This is a genomic window from Desulfoprunum sp. (genome assembly GCF_053613775.1).
In genome coordinates this window covers 37108-62275 of record NZ_JBSHXH010000006.1, presented here as the reverse complement: position 1 = coordinate 62275, position 25168 = coordinate 37108, and the positions used below count along the sequence as shown (strand labels likewise).

Genomic DNA, 25168 nt, shown 5'->3' with positions numbered 1-25168 from the left:
GGGACCGCAGGTGGGCAGGAGAGGGATGCCGGCGCTCTCAGCCGTTCTTCACCTTCTGCAGGGCTTGTTCCGCTGCAATCGTTATCGGTTCCGCGCTCGGCTCGGAGGAGATATCCGGATTGCAGGCGGAGGTGAACGTCGTCAGGTCGGAAATGGTTTTTCCCCCGAGGATGAATGCGGTGACCGCATCGATTTCTCTGGCTGGGGCGATGTCCTGGCTGACGATCTGGCCGCCGATCAGTTTCCGGGTGTTTTTGTCAAACACCAATTTCAACTTCCACGGCTTCATCCCCGGGATCATGCCATGCTTGCTGCGGGAGTCTACAACGGCACTCACGGGAGTAAACCCCTCTCTGGTCGCGTTTTCTTCGGTAAGACCAGTGGCGGCAATCGTCATGTCAAACATCTTGCAACCGCCGGCATCGAGTACCCCTGGAAAGGCGATCTCATGACCGGCCAGCCGTTTGGCGGCCAACCGGCCCTGGACCACCGCAGGTCCCCTGAGTTGTCCCGGCGTCGGTTTGCCGGTGATGAAATTGATTTTTTCAACACAGTCCCCGCCTGCCAGGATATGCGGATCGGATGTCTCCTGATAGGCGTTGACCTTGATGCCGAACCGCCCCATCTCCAGGCCGATATCGGTGGCGAGTTGCGTGTTGGGGCGCACGCCGACATTCATGAACACCATGTCGGCGGCAACGGTTTCACCGGAAGACAGCTCAACCCCGGCGACTTTCCCCTCCCGTCCTGTCAGTTTTTCCACCTTCACTCCTGTCCGGATACGCAGACCTTTGCCCTCGAGATATTCCCGGACCACATCACTCATCTCTTTGTCCAGCATGAGGGGAAGCGGTCGATCCATCCCTTCAATCGAATGCCATTTTCGTCTGCCATTCCTGCCAGACTTTCCCCACCAGATCGATTCCGGGTTTCAGGGTCTTCTTGCCCGGCCGCCAGCCCGACGGCGTCGCCTCTTTTCCCTTGCTTTCGCGGACCAGTTGGAAGGCCTGGATCTGCCTGATTGTTTCATTGACATTGCGGCCGACCGGCGGGGTCAGTATTTATGGACAAACATCGAATCGATGGACATCGACAGGACCTCGACACCGAGTTTCTGCAGTTCCGGGTACTTTTCAGCGACCGCTGAAATCTCGGTAGCTCACACAAAGGTGAAATCGCCCGGATAGAAACAGAGGAGCACCCATTGGCCGAGATAATCCGAAAGCTTCACATTCACGAACTGTCCCTTTTGATAACCGGGGGCCGTAAGATCAGGTGCCTTCTGTCCGACCATGATCATGTTCCGTTCCTCCCGTGCTGTTGACGTTCCACTGTTCGTGTCTTTCTCGGTCGTTCCACCTACCGGTCCACCGGTGGGCCGGGCACAGCCAACTTCAGCTTGTTCCGCCATAAGATCCCTCCCCAAATGAAAATTTTATCCGCTTTCACATTCTCTGCTTGCTCCTTTCAAAGAAACGGACAGCAATGGTCCGTGATGGTTGTGGTAAATTATGTGTATATGTTATATTCTGACATTGTCATTATGCTGTCAATACGAATTGGCATGATATATTGTAAATGCTGATTGTCAATAAATGCTGTCGAAATGAGGGACGACCCGGAGCGGGTGGGGTCGGCCGGATTTTCTCCGCCTGACCGGTAAAATGCGGAGAAGGGCTTGCCAACTGCCATGTTATTGTGATCAAATCAGAAATGAATGCAATATGGACAGGTTGACCGGCCGGGTTGACGAAACGCGATATATCTCTTTGTGATGTGGCTGCCGGGATCCGGAAGGATCGAAAGCCGATTGTATGGAGCACTGCCGTAATCGATATGCAATGTCTCTCAATCCGGTTGCAGTGAAGACCGCAAGGGCAAAGGCCGGCGACCGTGATCACACGCCATTATCACCGATGGGGGAAAACCACATGAAGATCTTGTTATCTCGATTGATGCTATCCGCTGCCGTTATACTGGCTGCGGCTGTCAATGCCCATGGGCGGGATGCCGGAATCAGCACGGAAACCGAGGAGTGTCTCGGCTGCCACCGCGAATTGCACCCCGGGCTGGTGGCTTCCTGGGAGAAGAGCCGGCACAGCCGGACGACGCCGGCCGCCGCGCTGCAGAAGGAGGCGTCCGGCAGGCGGATGTCGGCGGCTGAGGTCGCCGAACCGCTGCGCCAGGTCGTTGTCGGGTGCTACGAGTGTCATTCGCTGCGCCCCGACCGCCATGCCGATTCCTTCGAGCACAACGGCTACAAGATCAATGTGATCGTCAGCCCGGATGACTGCGCCACCTGTCACAGCACCGAAGCGGCTCAGTATGGCAAGAACATCATGGCCCATGCCTACGGCAATCTCGTCGACAACAGCCTGTACCGCGATTTCTTCACCGCGGTCAACACCACCTATCAACGGCAGGACAACAAACTGGTGAAGGGGGATATCGACGATCGCACTGAATACGAATCATGCCTGTACTGTCACGGCACCAAGGTCGAGGTCAAGGGGCTGGCCACCCGGGAATCGGACTACGGCGAGCTGGAGTTCCCGGTGCTGGAAGGCTGGCCCAACCAGGGGGTCGGCCGGATCAATCCCGACGGCAGCAAAGGCGCCTGCACCGCCTGTCACGGCCGTCATGAGTTTTCGATCGAGATGGCCCGCAAGCCGTACACCTGCTCGGAATGCCACAAGGGACCGGATGTGCCGGCCTACAAGGTCTATGAAGTGAGCAAGCACGGCAACATCTTCAGTTCCTCGGGCAAAAATTTCAACTTCGACAACGTCCCCTGGGTGGTCGGCCAGGATTTCACCGCCCCGACCTGTGCCGCCTGCCACGCCAGCCTGCTGGTGTCGCCCGATCAGAAGGTGGTCGCCGAGCGGACCCATCAGTTCAACGACCGCCTGGCCTGGCGGCTGTTCGGCGTTCCCTATGCCCATCCCCATCCGGTCCATGCCGACCTCAAGGAGGTGCGCAACTCGATCGGCCTGCCCCTGGCGGTGGAGATGGACGGCACCGCGGTTGCCGCCCATGTCATCGCCAAGGAGGAGCAGGAGGCGCGGAACACCAGGATGAAAACGATCTGTCTGTCCTGTCACGCCACGGGCTGGGTGGATGAACACTTCCAGCGCCTCGACAACACCATCGCCCGGACCAACGCCAATACCCATGAGGCCACCAAGATCATCATGGATATCTGGGAGAGAGGCCATGCCCGCGGCCTGCCGCAGAAGGACAACATCTTTGACGAGGAAGCGGAGCGGATGTGGACCTCGATCTGGCTGTTCAACGCCAACACCACGAGGTTTGCCTCGGCGATGGCCGGCGGCGGCGACTACGGGGTGTTTGCCGACGGCCGCTACCAGACCACCGAACAGCTGTATCGCCTCCACGGATACCTCAAGCTTTATGACCGGCTCGACGGCAAGGCCTCCGGGCAGGAAGCGCAGAAGTGAGGCCAAAGCGGCGCTCATCCCGGAGCTGAAATGATCCGTGGCCCTGAGTTTCCAGAGGACATCCGGGCCACGGTCCTCCATGTGGCCCTCGCCGAGGGGAGATATTTCCGGACCGGCAGTCGAGGGGATTGTCTGGTGTTCCGCTGCATGACCGATGTGGTACCAGGGAGCGGATATGACGAGGTCGTTGTCGGCAGGTGAGGCCGACCAACTCAGGTTCTTCCATCATCGCAACAGGTTGTTGACGGCGATCAGGGAACACAGTCTCTGTGAACCGGAAGAACAGAGCCGGCTGTTCATCTTCCAGCAATGCTGCGCCGTGCTGAAAGACGTCGTCGGCTGCGATTCCGTCTGGGCCGGGGGGATTGACAGAGAACGGCATCATTATGTCCCCTTTGCCTCCTTCCCGCCTGTGACCTCCATCGATGCCATCATCCAGAAATCGATTACCGAGACCATCAATGCCCGCTTCGGTCTTGATCCGGTTGCGTTTACCGCGCCGGTTTCCCTCAGCCCGGGTGAACCCGGGTCGATCAGGGACATATCTGCCGGCAACTCTCTGGTCTGGCCGGTGGGATATCAGGGCCGGTTCTACGGCTTCGTCACCTTGCACCAGCAGGGGGGCCTTGTCCTGAATCAACAGAAAAAAGAGTGCATCGGCCACATCATCGACGATATCGCCCTGGCCATCTTTGCCCTCGACACCGCCCAGAAGTTGAAGATCGAGCGGGATTTCAACAAGGAGATCGTCGATACCATCCAGGCCCTGATGGTGACCATCAGTCCCTGCGGGACGATCCTGTCCTTCAACCGTCGGGCAGAGCAGGTCAGCGGCTACAGCGAAAGAGAAATACAGGGCAAATACTGGGTCGATGTCCTGATCAGTCCGGACCGGCGGCTCGAATGCCAGCAGGTCTTCTCCGACACCCTGAAGGGGACCCAGCCCAGCATCAACTTTCAGGCGCCGCTGCTCACCAGGGCCGGGACGGTACGAGCGATCAACTGGCACGGTTCCATCCGTCACAACATCGAGCAGGGAACGGTGGGCCTGGTGATGCTCGGCATCGACGAGACCGAGTCGCTGGCCGCCGATCAACAGCTCAACATGCTGACCGCCCGCTGGGAGAAGATCTTCATCGCCATCCAGGATCCGGCCCTGGTGGTGTCCAACGACAGCACCATCATCGAGGCCAACCCGGCCACCTGCGCCGCCGCCAAAAAACGCCGCGAAGAGGTGATCGGGAAAAAGGTCTGCGATATTCTTCATCTGGGACATGGGGAAGGGACCCAGTGCCCGCTGGAGCAGTTCATCGGTTGCCGCCGGACGCAGATCACGGAAACGGAGCTGCATGGTCTGCACGGCACCTATATGCTGACCGTCAGCCCTCTGGTCGAGGAGAACGGCGATATCAACGCGACACTGCTGCTGGCCCGCAACCTGACCGAAGAGGAGGTGGTCCGGGCCGAGGCGATCCGGGCGGCCCAACTGGCGGCGATCGGTGAACTGGCCTCCGGCGTGGCGCACGAGATCAACAACCCGATCAACGGCATCATCAACTATGCCCAACTGATCCTCGACGATCCCGGCGATCCGGAAACCACCGACAATCTGTACAACATCATCAGTGAGGGCAAGCGGATCGCCGGCATCGTCTCGAACCTGCTGGCCTTCGCCCGTCATCGCGAGGAGGCGTTGGCCCTGTCCCGCATCGAGACCATCATCGCCAACAGCCTCCATCTCGTCGCCCACCTGCTGAAAAAGGACGGCATCGTCTGCGCGGTGAATATCGCCGATCCCCTGCCGCCCCTGATGTGCAACGAGCAGCAGCTGCAGCAGGTGGTACTGAATCTGATCAGCAACGCCCGTTACGCCCTGAATATGCGCTATCCCCAGCCCTGCCCGGAAAAAAGGCTGATCATCGGTGGCGAGGTCAACGCGCAGGGCGGCAGGCAGTTCCTCCGACTGTCGTTCACCGACTACGGCATCGGCATCGCGCCGGGGATACAGGAACGGATTTTCGATCCCTTCTTCTCGACCAAACCCAAGGGGGAAGGGACGGGGCTGGGGCTGAGCATCAGTCACGGACTGGTCCGTGATCATGGCGGTTTCATCCGGGTGCGCAGCAAGGTGGGGGAGTGGACCCAGTTCCAGATCGATCTGCCGGTTCACCCCGACGGAGAAACGACATGAGGGGCCAGGTGTGGATCACGAGCATTGCGGCCGCCGGATTTGTGGTGTATGGCGGCCTGGTGCTGGTGCTGGAGAGCATCGGGAGCGTGGCCGGCAGCACCGCCATGGTCATCGAATTCGGCCTGCTGGCCGTGCTGCTGGCGCTGGTCCTGTCCGTCGTCCATCGCACCATGGGCCGACAGGAGACGACGTTGGCCGGTCTGCGCGCGGAAGCGGAGGCGGAACGGTACCGGTCGCAGCAGATGCAGAGCCAGTTCGAGGAACTGGTCGAGAAGCGGGTGTACGAACTCCAGGTCGTCAACGGCGCCCTCAACCGCGAGATCGCCGAGCGGACCCAGGCCGAGGAGGAGGTCCGGCAGCTGCAGAAGCGGTTGGAGCTGATCCTCGATTCCGCCGGTGAAGGAATCCTCGGGCTCGACAACCAGGGCCGGGTGATGTTCATCAACCGGGCCGCCACGCTGATGCTGGGCCGGGACCCCGAAGAACTGATCGGCCACGGTCATCACCAGTTGATCCACCATACCCGGCGGGACGGGACGCCGCATCCGATGGAGGAGTGTCCGATCTATATGGCCTACAAGGACGGTCTGGTGCACTACCGGAGTGATGACGTGTTCTGGTGCAAGAACGGCAGCAGTTTCCCGGTCGAATACGTCAGTACCCCGATCAGGGATCGCGGCCTGCTCACCGGGGCGGTCGTGGTTTTCCGCGACATGAACACCTTCAAGTAAGGGCTGTGCCGGCTGCGGCCGGTCGGTCCAAGGTCATGATACAGAACGAGATGATACCTGCCGCGATCCTGGTTGTCGATGACGAGCCAAGTCTCCGCAATACCTTTCGCACGTTCCTGAAGCGGGCCGGATATGAACGGGTCGAGGCCGTGCCCTCGTTCGGCGAGGCGATCGAGGCGGTGACGTCCCGCGACTTTGACCTCATTATCTGCGATATCGTACTCGAAAGCCATTCCGGCATCGATCTGTTGAAGGAGTTCCGCAGTCTCGGCATAACCTGCCCGGTGGTCATGATCACCGGCTACCCCCATGTCGAGACGGCGGTCGAGGCCGTGCGGCTCGGGGCCTTCGACTACCTGCCCAAGCCGGTGGAGAAGGAGGTCCTGCTCAAGACCGCCCGCCTGGCGATCCAGCAGCATCGTCTGGTCCAGGAGAAGCAGGCTGCCGACTCTGCCTGCGAGCGCTACCGGCGGTTTCTCGAAACCATCTTCCGGAGCGTGTCCGACAGCGTCGTCTCGGTGAACCAGGATCTGACCATTCTGAAGATGAACCAGGCTGCCGGTCAGTTCTTCCAGACAGTACAACCGGCCCTGCAGGAAGGGGGCAGGCTCGATGTCCTCTGTTTCAACAAGGACTTCTGCCGGCTGACGGAGAGTGTCAGGGATGTGATCGACAACGGCACGGAACTGAGTGATCATCGCCTTGAATGTTTTCCGGACGGAACCTGCCGGGTGATGAGCGTATGCGTGTCGCCGCTCGACGACGGGACCGGCGTGCCCGCCGGGGCGGTCCTGGTATTCAGGGACATGAGCCGGCAGAATCAGGGCGACAAGGGGAAGCGGGTCCGTCTCCATCGGCTGATCGGTGCCAGCCCGGCGATGCAGCAGGTCTTCCTGATGATCGAGAACATCGGCCGCGTCGACACCACCGTGCTGATCACCGGCGAGAGCGGCACCGGCAAGGAACTGGTGGCCCACGCCCTGCATCAGGAGAGCAGCCGCCGCAACCGGCCGCTGGTGATGGTCGACTGCGCGGCGATGCCGGAGAACCTGCTGGAGAGCGAGCTGTTCGGGCATCGCAGGGGCGCCTTCACCGGTGCGGAAGAGAACCGCACCGGCCGGATCCCGCAGGCCGACGGCGGTACCCTGTTTCTCGACGAGATCGGCGACATCTCGACGGCGATGCAGCTGCGTCTGCTCCGCTTTCTCCAGGAAAAGACCTTTTATCCGGTCGGCAGTGACCGGGAGGTCCGGGTCGATGTCCGGGTCGTCGCCGCCACCAATGCCGACCTGAAGGAGAAGGTGGGCAACGGCGGTTTCCGGGAGGATCTCTATTACCGCCTGCTGATCATCGATATCCATCTGCCGCCGCTCAGGGAGCGGGAAGGCGATGTCATGCTGCTGGCCAATCATTTCCTGGACAGATATGCCGCCAGGATGGACAAGGGCATAAGCGGGATCTCCCAGCAGGCGATGGAACTCCTCTGCCGTTACCGCTGGCCGGGAAACGTCCGCCAACTCGAACATGCCATTGAGCGGGCCTGCATCCTCTGCCAGGGAACGACCATTTCGACCGAGCACCTGCCGGACGAGATCCTGGACGGTTCCGGCGAGGGGCTCCGGTCTCCGGCATTGAACGTGGCGACCGGCGATCGGTCGGCCGCCGCCCTCACGCCCTGTGGTGCTCAGGACGACCAGGTCGGGCAGCGGATCGTCGCCGCCCTCCGCAAGGCCGGCGGCAACAAGGCCAAGGCCGCCCGCCTGCTCGGTGTCGACCGCTCGACCCTCTATCGAAAAATCCGTGAGCTGCATATAGAGTTGGATATCTGAATCCACGCCGCCGTCCCACACAAGTGTGGCCACGGAACTGTGGCCACACTTGTGTGGCATTCGCCGTCCGTCTTCCTCCCACTTTCCGTCCACCGTAATCCGCCGCCTGCCTGGTGCCATCGCGATCCCCTGATTACACGCGCCTTTGCGGGTTCCGGTAGAAAATAATCACCGATAATCGCCGCGGCCGTCATATTGGCATTGCCTATGCTATTGCATGATGCAGCAGGAGATGGTGCTCCGCCTGCACGGCAATGACAGGAGGCGTCAACGATATGACCGGGACGAGCAGACTGGGGCTCAACAGCCGTTTTGCCAATGAACACGCCTGCGTTACCTATCTGTTTCGCCGCCGCTGGCCGCTCGGTTTCAGGTGCCCGTTCTGCGGTGCGGTGCAGAAGGAGACGGCCCCGGCCTACACCGTGGTCTGCCGCTACTGCCGTAAACAGACGTCGATCACCGCCCAGACGATCATGCATGGCAGCAAGATGGACCTCGTCGCCTGGCTGCAGGTGGCCTGGCTGTTCTGCTCCCGCAGCCAGGGGCTGAGCGCCCGCGAACTGCAGCGCTTGATGGGCTTGAGCTGCTATCAGACTGCCTGGAGCTGGCTGCAGAAGGTCAGGCTGGCGGCGGCGCTGGCCGAATCCGCCCCCTGCCGCGGTCAGGTGCTCTTCGATGTCGTCGGTCTGGCGGCAGCGGCCGGGGGTCGGCTGCCAGCCCCGGAGATCGCCATGGCGCTGGAGCTCAACGCCCGCAAGGCCGATTCGGCGCGGGTCAGATTTCAGCTCCTTCCATCCCGCAACCCGTCGGAACTGACGGCCGCCATCCAGCGTCTGGTCATGAAGAATGCCAGCCTGCAATTGGGGGACGGACACTGGGCGGACGATGACGGTCTTGCCGGCGCCTTCCATTGCGGCGAGGCTGCGGCGGAGCAGCGGCAGAAGGGGCAGGCCGTGCTGCGGCAGGCGGAAACCTGGCTGCAGCGGGTGTTTCGCAGGGCCGTCGATACGGCCCACCTCCAGACCTATCTCGACGAGTTCAGCTTTCACTGCAACACCGCGTTCTGGCCCGATCGCCAGGCGGTGCTCGATCATCTCGTGACCGCACTGCTTTCTGCCGACGGCGGGATCCACCCCTATGGCGTCGGGACAAGGTGACAACCATGCGGAACAATGTCCAGATCGGCTTGTCCTTGATCCTCCTGACCGTTCTCGGGGTCCTGGGATACAATGCCTGGCTGCTGGAGACGACCCCGCCGGAACGGAATTATTCCGCCTTTGTCGACGAGCTCAACGCCGACCGGATCGTGGCGGTGGATATCCGAGGGGGCGAAATCCGGGGACAGGACCGGAGGGGTACGGATTTCATCACCTATGCGCCGGATATTGCCGCGGTCCTGCCGCTGCTGGAGGCAAGAGAGGTCGAGATCCATGCCGGCCCGCCGCCAAGTCTCTATGGCCGGATTATGGGCCTGGTGCTGTTGGCGATGATTGGGGGCGGAATCCGGCTGATGTTCAGCCGACGTTCGAACTACGGTGAAAAGACGCTCTGGAAGGACAAACGCTTTCAGATCCGGACCGGGCCGGGTGAGACCAAGACCTTTGCCGATGTCGCCGGCATCGATGAGGTTCAGGAGGAACTGAAGGAGATCGTCGATTTCCTTAAAAACCATCGGAAATACAACCTCCTTGGCGGCCGGATCCCCAAGGGGGTGCTGCTGCAGGGACCGCCGGGCACCGGCAAGACCCTGCTGGCCCGGGCGATAGCCGGCGAGGCCTCGGTTCCCTTCCACTCCATCGGCGGCTCGGATTTTGTCGAGATGTTCGCCGGCGTCGGCGCCTCCCGGGTCAGGGAACTGTTCGGCCTGGCCAAGAAGACCGCCCCCTGCATCGTCTTCATCGACGAGATCGACGCCATCGGCAGCCGGCGGACCAGCGGCGGCGGCGCCAACGAGGAGCGGGAGCAGACCCTCAATGCCCTGCTGGTGGAGATGGACGGTTTCTCCAGCACCGAGACCGTCATCCTGATCGGCGCCACCAATCGGCCCGACGTCCTCGATCCGGCCCTGCTCCGGCCGGGGCGCTTTGACCGGCAGCTCACCGTATCGCTGCCGAACCTGCTCGGCCGGGTCCGGATCCTCGAGGTCCACACCCGCCGGGTGGCCGTGACCCCCGCCCTCAACCTGACCCTCATCGCCCAGGGCATCCCCGGATTCAGCGGCGCCGACATCGCCAACCTGGTCAACGAGGCGGCCCTGATCGCCGCCCGGCGGCAGAAGCAGGCGGTGGAGATGGACGATTTCGAAGACGCCAAGGACAAGATCATGCTCGGCCTCGAACGCCGCAATGCCGCCATCAACGAACGGGAGCGACGGGTCATCGCCTATCACGAGGCCGGTCACGCCATCGTCGCCCAACTGCTGCCGGAGACCGACAAACTCCACAAGATCACCATCATCCCGCGGGGAATGGCCATGGGCCTGACCCAGCAGATCCCCTTCGAGGAGCGCTATACCTATTCCCTGGTGTATCTGCTCAACCGGATCAAGGTGCTGCTGGGGGGACGAGTCGCCGAGAAGATCGTTTTCAATCACCTCTCCACCGGGGCCGCCAACGACATCGCCGCGGCCACCGATATCGCCACCCGGCTGGTCTGTGAATGGGGGATGAGCGCCTCCCTCGGTTCCATCGTCTACCGCCAGAAACAGCACCAGTTCCTGGGCGACATCGCCTCCAAAGGCGATTTCAGCGAGGCGACGGCGCGGGAGATCGATCTCGAGGTCCGGCGTATCATCACCGACTGCAGCGAAGAAACCGAGAAGCTGCTGCGCAGCCATAACCGTCTCATCCATGAGCTGGCCGAGGTGTTGCTGATCAACGAAACCATCGATGCCGAGGAAATCAATATCGTCATGCAGTGCTATATGAGTTCGGTAAGCGGTATGCAATCCGATCGAACGGAACAGGCCGGTGCTGTCCCGTCGGTCGCAGCTGTCCAACCTGCGAGGGGGAATCCGGTATGAAGTGGGCACATAGGGTTCGAGCGATCTGTGGCGGTGTTCTGGTGACTGCAGTGACTCTGCCGGCCATGGCGATGGATGCGGAGGATGCGCCGGAGACGGTCAGTCTCGACGTACTCCAGCGTCATTACGAGACGGTGGAATTCGACCACCGGATGCATGCCGACGGATTCGAATGTGCCTCCTGCCACCACCACTCCACCGGTGGCGGGACCCGGCAGCCGGTCTGCGTCAAGTGTCATGCCGACTCGCCCGAGGCGGCGGAAGTGGCCTGCTCCGCCTGCCATCCGGCCGAGGGGCCGGTGATCGGCAGGGAAGGGGAAAAACCAGAAAATCGTTATCATATCGACACCCCCGGTTTACTTGGCGCCCTGCACCTGCAGTGTCTGGGGTGTCATCGCACCGAGGGCGCCGCAGTGGGATGCGAAGACTGTCACCGGCTGTCTCGGGCAGGAGTCGAGCGGTTTGCGGCGCAACGCTGAATCCGGCCGGTGGGGCCGTTGCCGGGTCGAGGTCATCGGGACGAATAGTGAACCTGGAGGGAAGGAGGAAATACTCATGGTGGAGACAACAACACGCAGAACCATGCTGAAGAGCGGGGTGGCGGCGGCCATCGCGGCACTGCTGTCGTCACCGCGGCAGAGCAGCGGCCATCAGGTGAAGGAGTATCCGGATTCGATGGGGGTCCTGGTCGATCTCGGGCGCTGTGTCGGCTGCCGCAGCTGCGAGGCGGCCTGCAACGCCGAGCAGGGGCTGCCCGAACCGGAAAAGCCGTTCAACGACATGACGGTCTTTGACGAAGTGGCACATGGGCGGCAGCGGCGGACCGATGAAACCCGTTATACCGTGGTCAACCGCTATGCGGTGCCGGGACGGGAACATCCGTTGTTCCGCAAGATCCAGTGCAACCATTGTCAGGAGCCGGCCTGCCTGACGTCCTGTTTCGTCAACGCCTACACCAAGACTCCGGAAGGGGCGGTGATCTACAATCAGGACGTCTGCGTCGGCTGCCGCACCTGCATGATCGCCTGCCCCTTTTATATTCCGGCATTCAAGTACTCCAGCGCCTTTGCGCCGCGGATCCAGAAATGCGTCTTCTGTTACGACACCCGGCTCAAATACGGCAAACCGCCGGCCTGTGTCGAGGCCTGCCCCCAGGAGGCCCTGGTCTTCGGCCGGCGCCGGGATCTGATCAAGGTCGGCCGGCGTCGGATCGAGGAGCACCCCGATCGCTACGTCGATCATATCTATGGCGAATACGAGGCGGGGGGGACGTCCTGGCTCTATCTGTCGCCGGTGCCGTTTGCCGCGATCGGCTTCAATACCGAACTGCCCCATGCCCCGATCCTGGATTCGGTGAAGAATTTCCTCGGCATCGTGCCGATGGTGCTGACGATCTGGCCGGCCCTTTTCGCCGGGTTCCATCTCCTCGCCACCCGCAAGGAGACAGCGGCGGGGGGAGCGGCGGATCATCCGGAGGAGGAGAAGAGATGAAAAAACTGGTCGCGGAAATCGATTATCTGCCACTCGGCAGCACCTGTCGAGTGGACGGCCGCCCGTGGACGGTGAAGGAAAAAATCCTGCTCGGCCTGAGCGCCCGCCAGTATCTGCGGCAGCTGCTGCGCAACCCCGTCAACTGGCTGCTGCTGGTGCTCTTCGCGGTCGGACTGCCGCTGCTGCTGCAGCGCTATCTGGTCGGTCTGGGTTCGGTCACCCATGCCTCCAACGATTACCCCTGGGGTCTGTTTCTCGGGTTCGGCCTGTTCGGCATGGTGCCGCTCTCGGCCTCCGGTTTTCTCCTCGGCACCACGGTTTCCCTCTTCGGCCGGAAGGATTTCCATCCCATCGAACGCCTGGCCCTGCTCAATGGCCTGCTGGGGTATTTTTTTGCCGTCGTCTACCTGCTGGTCGATCTCGGCATGCCCTGGCGGTTGACCTATCCGATGGTCATCTCCTTCGGCCCGGCGGCGGTGCTCTTTCTTGTCGCCTGGCATGTCGCCGTATACCTTTCGGTGCAGGTCGCCGAGGTCCTGCCCTCATTTTTCGAGTGGATCGGCAGGCCGGCCTGGAGGATCCATATCAAACGGATCACCCTGGGACTGACGATCGCCGGCATCATCCTGTCAACCCTGCACCAGGGGGCATTGGGAGCCCTGTTCACCTATGCCCCGACCAAGGTGCACCCTCTCTGGCTGTCCACCGAATTCCAATGGATCCATTTCTTCTGTTCGGCGATTTTCGGCGGCCTGGCGATGGTGATCGTCAGTTCCACCCTGATCGATCGGGCAATTCCCTGGCGCTGCGGCCATGCCTTCCGGGCCAATCTTCAGCGGATGACCCTGGGGCTGGGCAAGGGCGCCTCCTATGCGATGGTCACCTATCTGGTGATCAAACTGGTGGCGATCGCCCATGATAACGAATGGGAGCAGCTGCTTGGCGGCTGGGGATTGTACTATCTCCTCGAGATCGGTATCGGCGTGGTGGTGCCGATGCTGCTTTTTGCCGCCGGCGTCCGCAACGGCGAGGTCGGGAAGGTCAGGCTTGCCGCCTTCCTGACGGTGGTCGGTATTGTCTGGAACCGTCTCAACACCGCGATTGTCTGCTTTAACTACCAGATGTATTCGGAGATCCCGCACTGGAAGGAAATCTGGCTGACCATCACCCTCTACGCCATGTATTTTGTGGTCTATCGCTGGATCGTCTATCGCCTGCCGATCGTTTTCGACTGGAAGGAAACGGCTGCATCTCAGACTTGATATACAGGGTCTTGATTACGGAAGCTCCGTTGCGCCGTGAGGGGCAGGAACACTGACCGGTTTCTGCCCCTCACGGCGTTCCTGCCAACTCAAGGCTGATCCTGACGATGAGCCTATCTCAAAGATTATACAACATAAATGCAGTACTGTGGCATGGCGTCAGGCTGCCTGCGACAGATATGGGCGGAGGCGATTGCAGGCGATGGGCTGCAAGTCCCTCTATGTGCAAAAAATATATGGATCACAACAACATGGATCGTTGCCGCGACAACTCTCGCTCGGAAGATTGATCATCGGATAAAAGGTTTTTCTGGCATATCGAATGCAATTACCTGGGTAAAGGCTTGGGAAGAGCATCACGACAACACCACAAGAAATGGAGGATGCCATGGAAAGTTCAATTATCACCAAAGATAAAATTGAAATCAATTATGCCGACGAGATCATGCGCTTCACGCTCAAGGTTGGAGTCGTCGCCTGTGCCCTGATCGGAGTCTGGGCCTTCACCTGTCTGATCGCCGGCGCGGTGGATGTCGGTCCCATGGAGTTGGTTCGCGGCTATATCAGCGCGGTCACCGGTCGTTAAGGGGAGGGTGTCATGGAACAAAGAGGAACGAGAGCTGTCGAGAAACTGTTGATTGGAGTGGGTGGGGTCTTCTGTTTCTGGGCGGCGGCGATGCTGGGCGGTGGTCTGCGCCAGGCCGACTGGCAGGTGACGGAGCTGGCCCGGCAATACCTGACCGCCACGGGGATGATCCAGCCGATCCACACCCTGGTTGATTTCTATACCCATATCAAGGGCATAGAATATATCATCTGCGTCGCCTTCTTCGTCGCCTTCCCGGTCTTCTTCCGCTTCGTCGAGAAGAAGAAATCGCCGCCGGTAACGACGATCGCCCGCCTGCCCAAGAGATGACCCAAAGGTTGTACCCTTCGATCCAACGGCAAAGGCCCCGCGTCAATCCCGGGGCCTTTGCCGTTGCGGCATGCAGGCGTCAACCGCTGTCGCGATCATCCATCCCCGATCTCAGGCCGCCTTGGCCGAGCCGTTGCCGCCGCCGTTGCCCCATTTCCGCCGCGGCGGCGGCGGGACGATATCCTTCCTGGTGAACGAACAGGCCCGGTAGCCGAGCGCCTCATCGATCCTGTCGGTCAGTTCCCGGCACGGCCGAATCGTCATATCCTTCTCCACCTCGATATCGACCTCCCCCTTGTGGGGGAAATGGAGGGTGAGCATGACCGGGCAGGGGCCGTGGAACTGGAGGAGGATCTTCTTTATCGCCTCCAGTTTCGGCCGGTTGATCCTGTCCGGCTCGAGGCGGAGCCGCATGGTGTCGGTGTATTTCTCCCGTGCGGCCGGCAGCAGGTCGACGGCGTCGGCGATGATCTTGATCCCCCGCTCCTCCTTCTGGATCGTGCCCTGGATGACCACCGGCTCGGTGGTCTCGAGGATCTCGGCGCAGCGGCTGTAGACCTCGGGAAAGACGACGACTTCGACGGCCTCGAAGATGTCCTCGACGGTGAGAAAGGCCATCGGGTCGCCCTTCTTGCTCTTGTGGCGCTTGAAGGTGCGGATCAGGCCGCCGATCCGCACGATCTGGCCATCCCCCAGTTCGCCCAGGCCGTGGATATCGCTGTCGATGACGGTGCGGATCTCGGCCAGCGAGTCGTCGAGCGGGTGGCCGGTGATGTAGAAGCCGACCGTCTCCTTCTCGAAGGTCAGCCGTTTCTGCTCGTTCCACTCCGGGATGTCGGGCATCGGCACCTCGTTGATCTCCCGCGTTCGGTCGGTCGCCGCCGCCGCTCCGCCGAACAGCGACAGCTGCCCGCTCTGCTGATCGCGCTGCACTGCCTTGGCCTGTTCCATCGCCTTGTCGAGGGCCGCCATCAATTGGGCGCGGCGGTGGCCGAGCGAGTCGAAGGAACCGGACTTGATCAGGCTCTCGATCACCCGCGAGTTGACCCGCCGGCTGTCGATCCGGTTGCAGAAGTTGGACAGCGAGGTGTAGCGGCCGTTCTTCTCCCGCTCCTCGATGATCGATTCCAGCGCCGACTCGCCGACGTTCTTGACTGCCGCCATACCGAAGCGGATGCGGTCGTCGATGACCGTGAAGCCGATGCCGCTTTCGTTGATGTCCGGCGGCAGGACCTCGATGTTGTGTTCCTTGCAGTCGTTGATATAGAGCACCACCTTGTCGGTGTTGTTCATGTCGCAGGACAGCAGGGCGGCCATGAACTGGGCCGGGTAGTGGGCCTTGAGGTAGGCGGTCTGGTAGAGGATCAGGGCGTAGGCGGCGGAGTGCGACTTGTTGAAGCCGTAGCCGGCGAACTTGGCCATCAGGTCGAAGACGTAGGCGGCCTTGTCCTCGGGGATCCTGTTGGCCTTCGCCCCGGCCATGAACTTGCTCTTCTCCGCCTCCATGACCTCGGCGATCTTCTTGCCCATCGCCCGGCGCAGGTTGTCGGCGTCGCCCAAGGTGTAGCTCGCCAGGACATTGGCGATCTGCATGACCTGCTCCTGGTAGACGATGACCCCGTAGGTCTCCTCGAGCACCGGTTTCAGCTGCGGCAGCGGGTAGTTGGCGGTGGCCCGGCCGTGCTTGGTCTCGACGAAGTCGAAGACCATGCCGGAATCGAGCGGACCGGGGCGGTAGAGGGCCACCAGGGCGATCAGGTCGGAGAACTGGGTCGGGGCCATCTTCACCAGCAGCTCGCGCATCCCGGCACTCTCCAGTTGGAAGATGCCGAGGGTGTCGCCGGCGCAGAGCAGGTTGAAGGTCTTGAGGTCGTCCATCGGCAGGGTGTCGATGTCGAGGTCCTTGCCGATATCGGCCTTGATGTGCTTCAAGGCCTTGTCGATGACGGTCAGGGTCTTCAGGCCGAGAAAGTCGAACTTGATCAGTCCGGTCATCTCGGTGTGCTTCATGTCGTACTGGGTCAGGGTCTCGTTGTTGCTTCCCCGGCACACCGGCAGGTAGTGGACCATCGGTCCGGGCGAGACGACGACCCCGGCGGCGTGGGTCGAGGTGTGGCGGGCCAGGCCCTCCAGGGTCATCGAGATGTTGAGCAGTTCCTGGATCCGGGGGTTGGCGGCGGCCAGCTCCCGCAGTTTCGGCTCCTCTTCCATCGCCTTTTTGATCGTCATCTTCAGCTGTTCCGGCACCAGCTTGGCGATCCGGTCGACCTCGGCCAGCGGGATGTCCAGCGCCCGGCCGACGTCGCGGATGACGCCGCGGGCCTTCATCGTCCCGTAGGTCACGATCTGGGCGACGTGGGAGTCGCCGCCGTACTTGTCGCGGACATAGTCGATGACCTCGCCGCGCCGGTCCTGGCAGAAATCGACGTCGAAGTCGGGCATCGACTTGCGTTCGATGTTGAGAAAGCGCTCGAACAGCAGGCCGTAGGGCAGCGGGTCGATGTTGGTGATGCGCATGCAGTAGGCGGCGAGGCTGCCCGCCCCCGAACCGCGGCCGGGCCCGACCGGGATGCCGTGGTCCTTGGCCCAGTTGATGAAATCGGCGACGATCAGGAAGTAGCCGGGAAAGCCCATCGTGGTGATGACGTCGATCTCGTACTCGAGGCGTTCGCTGTAGCGCTTCTCCACCTCCTTGCTGAAGGTCCCCATCCGGCGCATGGTCTCGAACCGGTCCTTCAGGCCGTTGCGGCAGATGCGGGCGAACAGGGTTTCGATGGTCTCGCCCTCGGGCACCGGGAAGTTGGGGAAGTGGTACTCGCCGAAGGCGATCTCGAGATTGCAGCGCGCCGCCACTTCAACGGTGGTGGCGATCGACTCGGGGCAGTAGGCGAAGCTCTTCTTCATCGTCTCGGGCGATTTGAAGTAGAGCTCGTCGGTGGAGAAGCGGAAGCGCTTCGGGTCGTTGATGGTGCGGTTGGTCTGGATGCACAGCAGGACCTCGTGGGCGTAGGCCTCGTCGCGGTTGAGATAATGGCAGTCGTTGGTGGCCACCACCTTGATCCCCAGCTCGCGGCCGAGGGCGATCAGGGCGTCGTTGACGACCTGCTGCTCCGACATGCCGTTTTCCTGGATCTCGAAATAGTAGCGGTCGCCGAAGATCTCCTTGAACTCCAGGGCCTTGCGTCGCGCCCGGTCCATGTCCTGCTGCAGGATCAGCCACGGCACCCAGCCGTGCAGGCAGGCGGACATCGCGATCAGGCCGCCGCTGTACTGCCGCAGCACCTCCATGTCGATCCGCGGCTTGTAGTAGAAGCCCTCGAACTGGGCGATCGAGGCCAGCTTCATCAGGTTCTGGTAGCCCTCGATGTTCATCGCCAGCAGGATCAGGTGGAAGGCGGTGGTGCCGTCGACGACCTTCTTCTCGCGGCGGTCGACCGGGGCGATATAGAATTCGCAGCCGATGATCGGCTTGATCCCGGCCTTCTTCGCCTTGCTGTAGAACTCCAGGGCCCCGAACATCGCCCCGTGGTCGGTGATGGCGACACTTTCCATCCCGTATTCCCGGCACTTGGCCAGCAGGTCGGAGACCCGGATGGCGCCGTCGAGCAGGCTGTGCTGGGTATGGACGTGGAGGTGGACGAAACCGGCGCTCATCGTTGCCGCCCCAGGCCGACGACCCCATCGAGCTGGGCCCCCTCGAGCCGCACGCCCTCGGTCATCGCCCCGGTGAGGTTGGCCTTGATCAGGCTGGCGCCGCTCAGGTCGGCGTTGCTCATGTTGCAGTTGGCGAGATTGGCCTCCAGCAGGTTGGCGTTGACCAATATCGCCCCGGCCAGGTTGGCGCCGGCGAGGTTGGCCCGGCGCAGGTTGGCGCGGCTGAGGTCGGCCCCGGCGAGATTGGCGCCGGCGAGGTTGGCGGTGATCAGGTCGACCCCCTTGAGGTCGGCCCCGGCCAGGTTGCAGTTGGGGCAGTTCTTGGCCATGTAGGCGAGGGTGTGGCGGACCTCCTCCGGCGACGGCGGGGGCGAGGGGATCACCCGGGGCGGCTGGGCCGGCGCCGGTTCCGTCTCTGCAGCGGCCGAACCGCCGCCGGCCTTCGGCCGGCCGTCGGCCATTTTGGCCCGCAGGTAGGCCTTGTCCTTCTTCCTGCCGGCCGTCGCCAGTTTTTCCGGATCGCCCTCGGCCGCGGTGGCGGTATAGGCGCGGGCGCCGTTCGAGGTGAAGAGGGCGTAGATGTCGGCGCCGGTCTCGACCATGCTGTAGCAGCGCTCGTCACCGTAATACCAGGTGTCGAATTTCAGGCACAGCTGGTTGTCGCTGTTGACGTCCCAGGTGCCGGTGTCGTGGCTGTTGCCGCTGCTCCGGCCGGCCATCCGGCCGCTGTCGAGAAAGTGCACCCGGGCGTTGAAATCGATGGCTTTCAGGTGCAGGGTATTGCCGGACACTGACTGGAAGATCTGTTCGGCTGTCAGCTGGGTTTTACCTTCCTGCAGCATCCGTTCCTGGTTGCCGGTGGCGCAGCCGGACAGCAGGGCAATCGTCGCCAACAGGCAGATGCTGGACAATTGTGCGTACATGGTACCCTCCTGGAAGAAGAATTGAGTGAATATCGCGGACCGGAAACAAGCCCCGGCCGGGGGGCCGGTTCCCTACGAACGCCGGCCGGCGGTGGCCTTGATGTACCCGACGATCCGACCCGGCTGCCGGAGATGGGCCAGCACGGTATCGAAGGCATACGCAGTCGAATATACTACGATGACCACCAGGACAAAAACAAATAGATTGGCGACCGTCGAATGGATCAGCCGACTGCTGGCAACCAGGGTCTGCTTGAGGATGATATGATGGACCAGGAACGCCGGGTAGGCGTAGCGGCTGAGAAAGGTAATCGCCGGTTCGAGCGGTTTCCAGGGCGCGAACCGGGCGGCATAGGCGAGGCAGACGAACGCCACCATGCCGTACATGTTCATGGTGATGGCCCCGAGGCTTGGAAAATCGAGGGTCGAGGCAACCATCAGGACGATCGTCGCCAGGGCGATCAGGAGATGATCGGCCGGCCGGTTGCTGGTGAAGCGGGTAAGAAAGAACATGCCGAAGACGAATTCCGCGATCCGGAACAGCGGCAGGCGCTGCAGCGGGAAGGTGAAGGAGTAATGGTTCTGGAGCAGGAGGACGACGGTGCAGCACAGGGCCAGGGTCAGGATGTCGCTTCTGACGAAGCAGTAGCGAAGGGCGGGATAGAGCAGGTAGAGGACGATGATGCAGCCGAGAAACCACTCGCCGACGAGGTAGTAGGTCGGGATGACGGTGGACAGGAGGCCGTCGAGACCGATGAGCGTCAGGGCGAAGGCGAAGGGGCTTCGTTCGGCCGAAAACTGATACTGGTGGAAATACCAGGGCCAGGCCCATGAAGCAGGCATAGACCAGATAAAACATGGGGAATATGGCCCTTATGCGCTTTCGGTAGAACGAGGGCGCGTCAAAATCGCCTTTCGTGCTCTGGGACAGGGAGGCGCCGGAGAGGACAAGAAAGAGGCTGACGCCGATCTCGCCCAGCATGGTGTAGTTCCGGACCAGCAGGAAATCGGCGGCGACCAGCCGTTCCGTCCACACGTTGTAGTGAAACAGGATGATTGCCAGGTTGGCGACAACGCGAATGAAGTCGAGGTAGAGAAGTCTGTCGTTTGCCATTGCGGTTCCGGCTCGGAGGCTCGCTGGTTGGAAGTTGATGCCGAAGACCGGGGCCGCATTTCGACGATTGGGGCTGTGGCAGCGCCGAAGCGGCACCTGGTCGCCGGGGCGGGGCCGGCTCTTTTCATCACGCTGCGATGCCGGCCGCCGGTTTCGGGGTAAAGGCGCAATAGCCGGATCGGGGACCGACCTGCGGATGGTTGCGGCAGGTGTCGGGGCGTCTGGGGTAGATCGTGCAGCGCCTGCTGCCGGGGTCGAGAAACAAGCAGTAGCCGTTGGCCATCCGGGCGAGGGTCGGGACCCCGGTGCGATGATGATAATGCTCGACCACCCCCATCTTCATCAGACGCCTGGCGACCATCCTGAGATCGTCCTCCGCCTCGCCGGCATCGATCAGCTCCATGCGGACCAGATCGGCGGCCCGGACCTCGACCGGCAGGCTGCAGCAGGCGGCGGTGCAGCCCCGGCACATTCTCCCGGTATATCGGAGCCAGGTCGCCGGTTCGTCAACACGCACCGGCGGCCGCTCCTGCCGCTGTAGTCTTCGCATCCCGATGGACTCCCCGCTTCATTGGTGTGGCAGCCGTATCGACCGCCGGATATGCCGGAACCGGCTTCAATAGCATACGATGCGGGGTTTTGCCACCGTTTCCTGCAGGCGGGAAGGAAATGCTAAATTTCCGGCTCGCCGTAGACCTGACGGTAGGCGTCGAGGAAGGCGGCAGGGACGCGGGTGACCTTGCGGGTCTGGAAGTCGAAGGCGAGGAGCAGGGTGGAGCCGGACAGCACCACCTTGCCGTCGGTCTTCCGTTTGACCTCGTACTGCATCGGCAGCCGGCGTTCATTGCATTCGGAGAGCCATACCCGGGTCTCCAGCACGTCGTGGACGAAGACCTCCTTGAGGAAATGGACGGTGGCCTCGACGATGACCACGCCCCGGCCCTCACCGATGTCGCCTTCGGAAAAACCGAGACTCTTCAGAAAACGATACCTGGCGTCGTGGAAGATAAGCAGCGACCGCTCGTTGCCGAGATGGCCGCCGTAATTGATGTCGCCGATGGTGACGACATACTCCGCTGAATAGGCCTTGTCCATATGCTTCTCCGTTTCAAGATCGATCCGGTGCCCTTCCGGACGGTGATGTTCTTGTCGCCAGTTGTACCGTCTGCCGCCTGAAAAGGCAAGGGCAGGCGGCAGCGCCCGGTCTGCCGGTCCGTTGGTTGGTGAGGAACAAGAAGATGATCACCGCCGCCCCGGTGTCAGGAATCCTTCCGCATGCTGCCGGTGCGCAGGAAGCGCTCGTGCATCGCGAAGACCTCGTGCAGGTCGTGCGGCTCATGGCCGCCGTTTGTATGGACGGCCCGCTGGTAGTAGTCCCACAGTATATCGCGGTAATCGGGATGGGCGCACCTGGTGATGACCTGTTCGGCAACCTGGCGGGGCGTGAGCGGCCGGGTGTCGACCAGGCCGTATTCGGTGACGATGATGTCGACCGAGTGCTCGTTGTGATCGACATGGGAGACCATCGGCACGATCGCCGAGATCTTGCCGTCCTTGGCGGTGCTCGGGGTGACGATGAAGGTGAGGGCACCGTTGCGGAGAAAATCGCCGGAGCCGCCGATCCCGTTCATCAGCTGCGAGCCCATGACGTGGGTCGAGTTGACATGGCCGTAGATATCGACCTCGATGGCGGTGTTGATGGCGATGACCCCCAGGCGGCGGATCACCTCGGGCGAGTTGGAGATCTCCACCGGGCGGAGGACGATCTTGTCCCGGTAGCGATAGAGTTCGTTGAAAAAGCGCTGCCGTCCCTTGTACGACAGGGTCATCGCCGAGCCGGAGGCGACCCGTACCGTCCCCATGTCGATCAGGTCGAGGACCGAATCCTGCAGCACCTCGGAGTAGATATCGAGGTCATGGTAGAAATCGTCCTCGAGAAAGCCGCCCAGGACGGCGTTGGCGACATCGCCGACCCCCGATTGCCAGGGCAGTGAGGCGGGCAGCCGCTTCCTCTTGATCTCGTGCCGGACGAAATGAAGGATGTGCTCGGCGATGCGGCGGGCGGCCTGGTCCGGTTCGGTGAAAACGGTGCAGCAGTCCTCCTCCTCGCTGAACAGGATCGCCACGACCCGGCCCGGGTCCATATCGATGAACGGCTTGCCGATCCGGTCGCCGGCCCGGTAGATCGGGATCGGCATGCGGTAGGGCGGATCCTCGGGGATGAAGATGTCGTGAAGGCCGAAGAGATCCTCCGGTTCGCGGGTGATCTCGATGATGACCTTGCTCGCCTTCTTGACATAGGTCGGGGTGTTGCCGACCGACATGGTGGGGATGAGGTTGCCGTCCTCGGTGATGGCCACGGCCTCGACGATCGCCACATCGACAGCGCCCCAGTTGCCGGCCCGGACCTGGCCGGCGAGCATCGACAGGTGATCGTCCTTGAAGCGGATGAGGTTGTCGTTGATCCGGCGGCGCATGGTCTTGTCACTCATATACGGTCGACGCATGGCCACCACCCCGGCCTCGGCGAGGATGCCGTCCACCGACTCGCCGGTCGAGGCCCCGGCAAAGAGGTTGATCTTGAACTGTTCTCCTCCCCGTGCCCGTCTGACCAGCTCCTTGGGCACCAGTTTCGGGTAGCCGGAGGTGAAGCCGGAGATGAAGAGGTTGGTCCCGTCCTGGATATGCGCGGCGGCGGTCCTGGCGTCGGTGACCTTGTCGCGAAGGGTCGGGCAGTGAATACGTGAGTGCATCGGTTGTATCGGATCGTTGAGGGTTGGAGGTTTTTCTGCCGCTGGTGGCAGGCGTATTGCCGGAGGAGCGGATTCATCCCGGCCGGCATCGAGGGACGCATCGGCCGGGGCAGGCGTGGCCCCGGATCATTCATCCCAGATTCCGGCCACGGTATACGGGGAACCGTCGGTCTGCCAGAAGCTGCCGTCGACATAGCGGTGGCCGCGGTCGAGTCCGGCGATGGCGGCCATGTCCTCGGCATCGAGCTCCACCTTGACGGCATCGAGATTCTGGCGGATCCGCTTGGGCTCCACCGATTTGGGGATGACGATGACGCCGCGGGCCATCGCCCAGGCGAGGAGGATCTGGCTGACGGCGCACCGATGCCGGTCGGCGATCCCCTGGAGCACCGGATCCTGCAGCAGGACCGGCTCGCCGGCCGATTTCAGGGCCTTCGGCCGATCACCGGAACCCAGCGGGGAATAGGCGGTCAGCATGATGCCCCGGTCGCGGCAGTAGTCGAGCATCGCCTGCTGCTGGAGATAGGGGTGGATCTCGACCTGGTTCATGAGCGGCGGGATGGTCGCCTGGCGGTGGAGGTCGTCGAGCTTTGGGATCGAGAAGTTGCTGACCCCGATGTGCCTTGCGACCCCTTTGCCGACACATTCCTCCATCGCCCGCCAGGTGTCGATGAGCGGCATTTCCGCAAGCGACAGCCAGTCCTCGCGGCTGCGGGGATAACCGACCTCGGCCTTGAAGGCGACCGGCCAGTGGATCAGGAACAGGTCGAGGTAATCGAGCCTGAGATCATGCAGGGTCTTGAGGAGGGCGGGGAGGACCTGGTCGGGTTGATGGGCGTTGTTCCACAGTTTGGAAGTCACCCACAGGTCTTCCCTGGTGACGGTGCCGGTCTTGATCATCTCGCCTATGGCGGCGCCCACCTCGGATTCGTTGTCGTAGGCCGGGGCGCAGTCGATGTGGCGGTACCCCGCGGTGATCGCCTCTTTGACGGCGGCATAGACCTGCCCCGGTTTCGATTTCCAGGTGCCGAGGCCGATGATCGGGATGAGCGGGTTGTTCCGGTCGGGTTGAAGACTCATGTCATTCTCCACGGTAAAGGGGGGTGGGAAACGGTACGTGTGTATTTCCGAAGTCTGCATCGCAGGCATGCCTTCATGATAGGGGCGGCAAACTCAAAGATCAAGCCCGGGACCCGGTCTGCATCGCCGTATCCCCGGTTGCGGCGGAATCCGTCATGCAGGTCCATGCTACAGTCGTTTCAGATAGAAACGGTAATAGCCGACAAGGTTGCTGGTGATGAACAGGGCCTCCATCAGCACAGCGGTCGGGGTTTTGGCGAGGATATTGTGGACCAGCCACAGACTGGTGCCGATCAGCATGATCTGGCGCAGCCGTTTGTCGTCCCGGCAGAAGGTGGCGGCGGTGCCGAACAGCGATCCCAGACCGCTGAGGACGCTGAGGATGCCGCTGAAGGTGACGATTGTGATGATGGTGGAGGCGGCCATAAAGATCGCCATCACCTTCCTGGAGGTGGTCAGCAGGCTGGCGAGGAACCGCAGGGTTGCCAGCAGCCCCAGGCCGGAGGCCGTCCAGTAGCCCAGGATGGCGAAATGGCAGGAAATCAAGGTGCAGGAGATGACCAGGCAGGCGATGATTTTCCCCCTCTCCTTGAACTGGAAGGAGAGCAGATCGAAGAAGATGGCGATGGCGACAAGGAGCTGGGAAAGAAGAAAAGGGGTCACGATGCAAAGCTTAGGTATTCGGAGTTGGCGCTGGGCGGGTCAACGCAGAAATTTGCGACCGGGGGAATCCCTGCCGGCCAG

Annotated in this window: 21 protein-coding genes and 2 pseudogenes; 12 read left to right on the top strand and 11 right to left on the bottom strand. The window is 62.0% G+C overall.

Going from position 1 to position 25168, the window contains the following annotated elements:
• Window positions 1-37: 37 nt before the first annotated feature.
• Entirely contained in the window at window positions 38-826 is a 789-nt protein-coding gene (locus tag ACWGKN_RS13105) for an FAD-dependent oxidoreductase (protein ID WP_424256340.1), read from the bottom strand.
• Between the two features lie 40 nt (window positions 827-866).
• Window positions 867-1411, bottom strand: a pseudogene (locus ACWGKN_RS13100) (redoxin domain-containing protein).
• A 520-nt stretch (window positions 1412-1931) separates the two neighbouring features.
• Between ACWGKN_RS13100 and ACWGKN_RS13095 the strand changes: the two are divergent.
• The 12 genes from ACWGKN_RS13095 to ACWGKN_RS13040 all read left to right on the top strand — a co-directional run bounded on the left by ACWGKN_RS13095 (window position 1932) and on the right by ACWGKN_RS13040 (window position 14900).
• A complete protein-coding gene (locus tag ACWGKN_RS13095; RefSeq protein WP_452095427.1) occupies window positions 1932-3458 on the top strand; it encodes a multiheme c-type cytochrome in 1527 nt (508 codons plus the stop codon).
• A gap of 30 nt (window positions 3459-3488) precedes the next feature.
• On the top strand, window positions 3489-3659 hold the full coding sequence (locus ACWGKN_RS13090) for a hypothetical protein (protein WP_424256338.1): 171 nt from the start codon (window positions 3489-3491) through the stop codon (window positions 3657-3659).
• A complete protein-coding gene (locus tag ACWGKN_RS13085) occupies window positions 3634-5649 on the top strand; it encodes a PAS domain-containing sensor histidine kinase (RefSeq protein WP_452095426.1) in 2016 nt (671 codons plus the stop codon). The genes ACWGKN_RS13090 and ACWGKN_RS13085 overlap by 26 nt, the downstream gene beginning before the upstream one ends.
• 8 nt (window positions 5650-5657) lie before the next feature.
• Entirely contained in the window at window positions 5658-6380 is a 723-nt protein-coding gene (locus tag ACWGKN_RS13080) for a PAS domain-containing protein (RefSeq protein WP_452095425.1), read from the top strand.
• 35 nt (window positions 6381-6415) lie between these two features.
• Window positions 6416-8209: a sigma-54-dependent transcriptional regulator gene (locus ACWGKN_RS13075; protein ID WP_052160015.1), complete on the top strand. Its 1794-nt coding sequence runs from the start codon at window positions 6416-6418 to the stop codon at window positions 8207-8209.
• A 275-nt stretch (window positions 8210-8484) separates the two neighbouring features.
• Window positions 8485-9366: a hypothetical protein gene (locus ACWGKN_RS13070; RefSeq protein WP_452095424.1), complete on the top strand. Its 882-nt coding sequence runs from the start codon at window positions 8485-8487 to the stop codon at window positions 9364-9366.
• A gap of 5 nt (window positions 9367-9371) precedes the next feature.
• Window positions 9372-11231: an ATP-dependent zinc metalloprotease FtsH gene (ftsH, locus tag ACWGKN_RS13065; RefSeq protein ID WP_452095423.1), complete on the top strand. Its 1860-nt coding sequence runs from the start codon at window positions 9372-9374 to the stop codon at window positions 11229-11231.
• Complete coding sequence (locus ACWGKN_RS13060) at window positions 11228-11710, top strand: cytochrome c3 family protein (RefSeq protein ID WP_424256335.1); 483 nt, start codon at window positions 11228-11230, stop codon at window positions 11708-11710. The genes ftsH and ACWGKN_RS13060 overlap by 4 nt, the downstream gene beginning before the upstream one ends.
• A gap of 76 nt (window positions 11711-11786) precedes the next feature.
• Window positions 11787-12722, top strand: coding sequence for a 4Fe-4S dicluster domain-containing protein (locus ACWGKN_RS13055; protein WP_035230080.1), 936 nt, complete (start codon window positions 11787-11789; stop codon window positions 12720-12722).
• On the top strand, window positions 12719-13984 hold the full coding sequence (locus ACWGKN_RS13050; protein ID WP_452095422.1) for a polysulfide reductase: 1266 nt from the start codon (window positions 12719-12721) through the stop codon (window positions 13982-13984). The genes ACWGKN_RS13055 and ACWGKN_RS13050 overlap by 4 nt, the downstream gene beginning before the upstream one ends.
• A 388-nt stretch (window positions 13985-14372) precedes the next feature.
• Window positions 14373-14570 carry a hypothetical protein gene (locus ACWGKN_RS13045; protein ID WP_424256334.1) on the top strand — a complete coding sequence of 66 codons (198 nt, stop codon included), beginning with the start codon at window positions 14373-14375 and terminating at the stop codon, window positions 14568-14570.
• A gap of 12 nt (window positions 14571-14582) precedes the next feature.
• A complete protein-coding gene (locus ACWGKN_RS13040; RefSeq protein WP_035230076.1) occupies window positions 14583-14900 on the top strand; it encodes a hypothetical protein in 318 nt (105 codons plus the stop codon).
• A 111-nt stretch (window positions 14901-15011) separates the two neighbouring features.
• On the opposite strand, the gene dnaE is transcribed toward ACWGKN_RS13040, so the two are convergent.
• The 9 genes and pseudogenes from dnaE to ACWGKN_RS12995 all read right to left on the bottom strand — a co-directional run bounded on the left by dnaE (window position 15012) and on the right by ACWGKN_RS12995 (window position 25087).
• The gene (gene dnaE / locus ACWGKN_RS13035) at window positions 15012-18554 is read right to left on the bottom strand and encodes a DNA polymerase III subunit alpha (RefSeq protein ID WP_452095421.1); all 3543 of its coding nucleotides are present in this window, start codon (window positions 18552-18554) and stop codon (window positions 15012-15014) included.
• On the bottom strand, window positions 18551-19477 hold the full coding sequence (locus ACWGKN_RS13030; protein WP_424256333.1) for a pentapeptide repeat-containing protein: 927 nt from the start codon (window positions 19475-19477) through the stop codon (window positions 18551-18553). The genes dnaE and ACWGKN_RS13030 overlap by 4 nt, the downstream gene beginning before the upstream one ends.
• Window positions 19478-19549: 72 nt before the next feature.
• Window positions 19550-20320, bottom strand: coding sequence for an acyltransferase family protein (locus tag ACWGKN_RS13025; protein WP_452095420.1), 771 nt, complete (start codon window positions 20318-20320; stop codon window positions 19550-19552).
• A gap of 25 nt (window positions 20321-20345) precedes the next feature.
• Window positions 20346-20591 (bottom strand): annotated as a pseudogene (locus ACWGKN_RS13020) (acyltransferase family protein); the annotation flags it as partial.
• A 127-nt stretch (window positions 20592-20718) separates the two neighbouring features.
• Window positions 20719-21141: a YkgJ family cysteine cluster protein gene (locus ACWGKN_RS13015; RefSeq protein WP_452095419.1), complete on the bottom strand. Its 423-nt coding sequence runs from the start codon at window positions 21139-21141 to the stop codon at window positions 20719-20721.
• 122 nt (window positions 21142-21263) lie between these two features.
• Complete coding sequence (locus tag ACWGKN_RS13010) at window positions 21264-21686, bottom strand: acyl-CoA thioesterase (protein ID WP_052160002.1); 423 nt, start codon at window positions 21684-21686, stop codon at window positions 21264-21266.
• Window positions 21687-21850: 164 nt separating this feature from the next.
• Window positions 21851-23344 carry a succinate CoA transferase gene (locus ACWGKN_RS13005; RefSeq protein WP_452095418.1) on the bottom strand — a complete coding sequence of 498 codons (1494 nt, stop codon included), beginning with the start codon at window positions 23342-23344 and terminating at the stop codon, window positions 21851-21853.
• Window positions 23345-23470: 126 nt separating this feature from the next.
• Entirely contained in the window at window positions 23471-24424 is a 954-nt protein-coding gene (locus ACWGKN_RS13000; protein ID WP_035230065.1) for an aldo/keto reductase, read from the bottom strand.
• Between the two features lie 168 nt (window positions 24425-24592).
• Window positions 24593-25087: a YgjV family protein gene (locus tag ACWGKN_RS12995; RefSeq protein WP_035230063.1), complete on the bottom strand. Its 495-nt coding sequence runs from the start codon at window positions 25085-25087 to the stop codon at window positions 24593-24595.
• Window positions 25088-25168 lie beyond the last annotated feature (81 nt).

What these genes read in the sequence shown, in the direction of transcription:
- ACWGKN_RS13105 (WP_424256340.1), bottom strand. Translation starts at nt 826, where the DNA reads ATGAGTGATGTGGTCCGGGAATATCTCGAGGGCAAAGGTCTGCGTATC.
- ACWGKN_RS13095 (WP_452095427.1), top strand. Translation starts at nt 1,932, where the DNA reads ATGAAGATCTTGTTATCTCGATTGATGCTATCCGCTGCCGTTATACTG.
- ACWGKN_RS13090 (WP_424256338.1), top strand. Translation starts at nt 3,489, where the DNA reads ATGATCCGTGGCCCTGAGTTTCCAGAGGACATCCGGGCCACGGTCCTC.
- ACWGKN_RS13085 (WP_452095426.1), top strand. Translation starts at nt 3,634, where the DNA reads ATGACGAGGTCGTTGTCGGCAGGTGAGGCCGACCAACTCAGGTTCTTC.
- ACWGKN_RS13075 (WP_052160015.1), top strand. Translation starts at nt 6,416, where the DNA reads ATGATACAGAACGAGATGATACCTGCCGCGATCCTGGTTGTCGATGAC.
- ACWGKN_RS13070 (WP_452095424.1), top strand. Translation starts at nt 8,485, where the DNA reads ATGACCGGGACGAGCAGACTGGGGCTCAACAGCCGTTTTGCCAATGAA.
- ftsH (WP_452095423.1), top strand. Translation starts at nt 9,372, where the DNA reads ATGCGGAACAATGTCCAGATCGGCTTGTCCTTGATCCTCCTGACCGTT.
- ACWGKN_RS13060 (WP_424256335.1), top strand. Translation starts at nt 11,228, where the DNA reads ATGAAGTGGGCACATAGGGTTCGAGCGATCTGTGGCGGTGTTCTGGTG.
- ACWGKN_RS13055 (WP_035230080.1), top strand. Translation starts at nt 11,787, where the DNA reads ATGGTGGAGACAACAACACGCAGAACCATGCTGAAGAGCGGGGTGGCG.
- ACWGKN_RS13050 (WP_452095422.1), top strand. Translation starts at nt 12,719, where the DNA reads ATGAAAAAACTGGTCGCGGAAATCGATTATCTGCCACTCGGCAGCACC.
- ACWGKN_RS13045 (WP_424256334.1), top strand. Translation starts at nt 14,373, where the DNA reads ATGGAAAGTTCAATTATCACCAAAGATAAAATTGAAATCAATTATGCC.
- ACWGKN_RS13040 (WP_035230076.1), top strand. Translation starts at nt 14,583, where the DNA reads ATGGAACAAAGAGGAACGAGAGCTGTCGAGAAACTGTTGATTGGAGTG.
- dnaE (WP_452095421.1), bottom strand. Translation starts at nt 18,554, where the DNA reads ATGAGCGCCGGTTTCGTCCACCTCCACGTCCATACCCAGCACAGCCTG.
- ACWGKN_RS13030 (WP_424256333.1), bottom strand. Translation starts at nt 19,477, where the DNA reads ATGTACGCACAATTGTCCAGCATCTGCCTGTTGGCGACGATTGCCCTG.
- ACWGKN_RS13025 (WP_452095420.1), bottom strand. Translation starts at nt 20,320, where the DNA reads ATGCCTGCTTCATGGGCCTGGCCCTGGTATTTCCACCAGTATCAGTTT.
- ACWGKN_RS13015 (WP_452095419.1), bottom strand. Translation starts at nt 21,141, where the DNA reads ATGCGAAGACTACAGCGGCAGGAGCGGCCGCCGGTGCGTGTTGACGAA.
- ACWGKN_RS13010 (WP_052160002.1), bottom strand. Translation starts at nt 21,686, where the DNA reads ATGGACAAGGCCTATTCAGCGGAGTATGTCGTCACCATCGGCGACATC.
- ACWGKN_RS13005 (WP_452095418.1), bottom strand. Translation starts at nt 23,344, where the DNA reads ATGCACTCACGTATTCACTGCCCGACCCTTCGCGACAAGGTCACCGAC.
- ACWGKN_RS13000 (WP_035230065.1), bottom strand. Translation starts at nt 24,424, where the DNA reads ATGAGTCTTCAACCCGACCGGAACAACCCGCTCATCCCGATCATCGGC.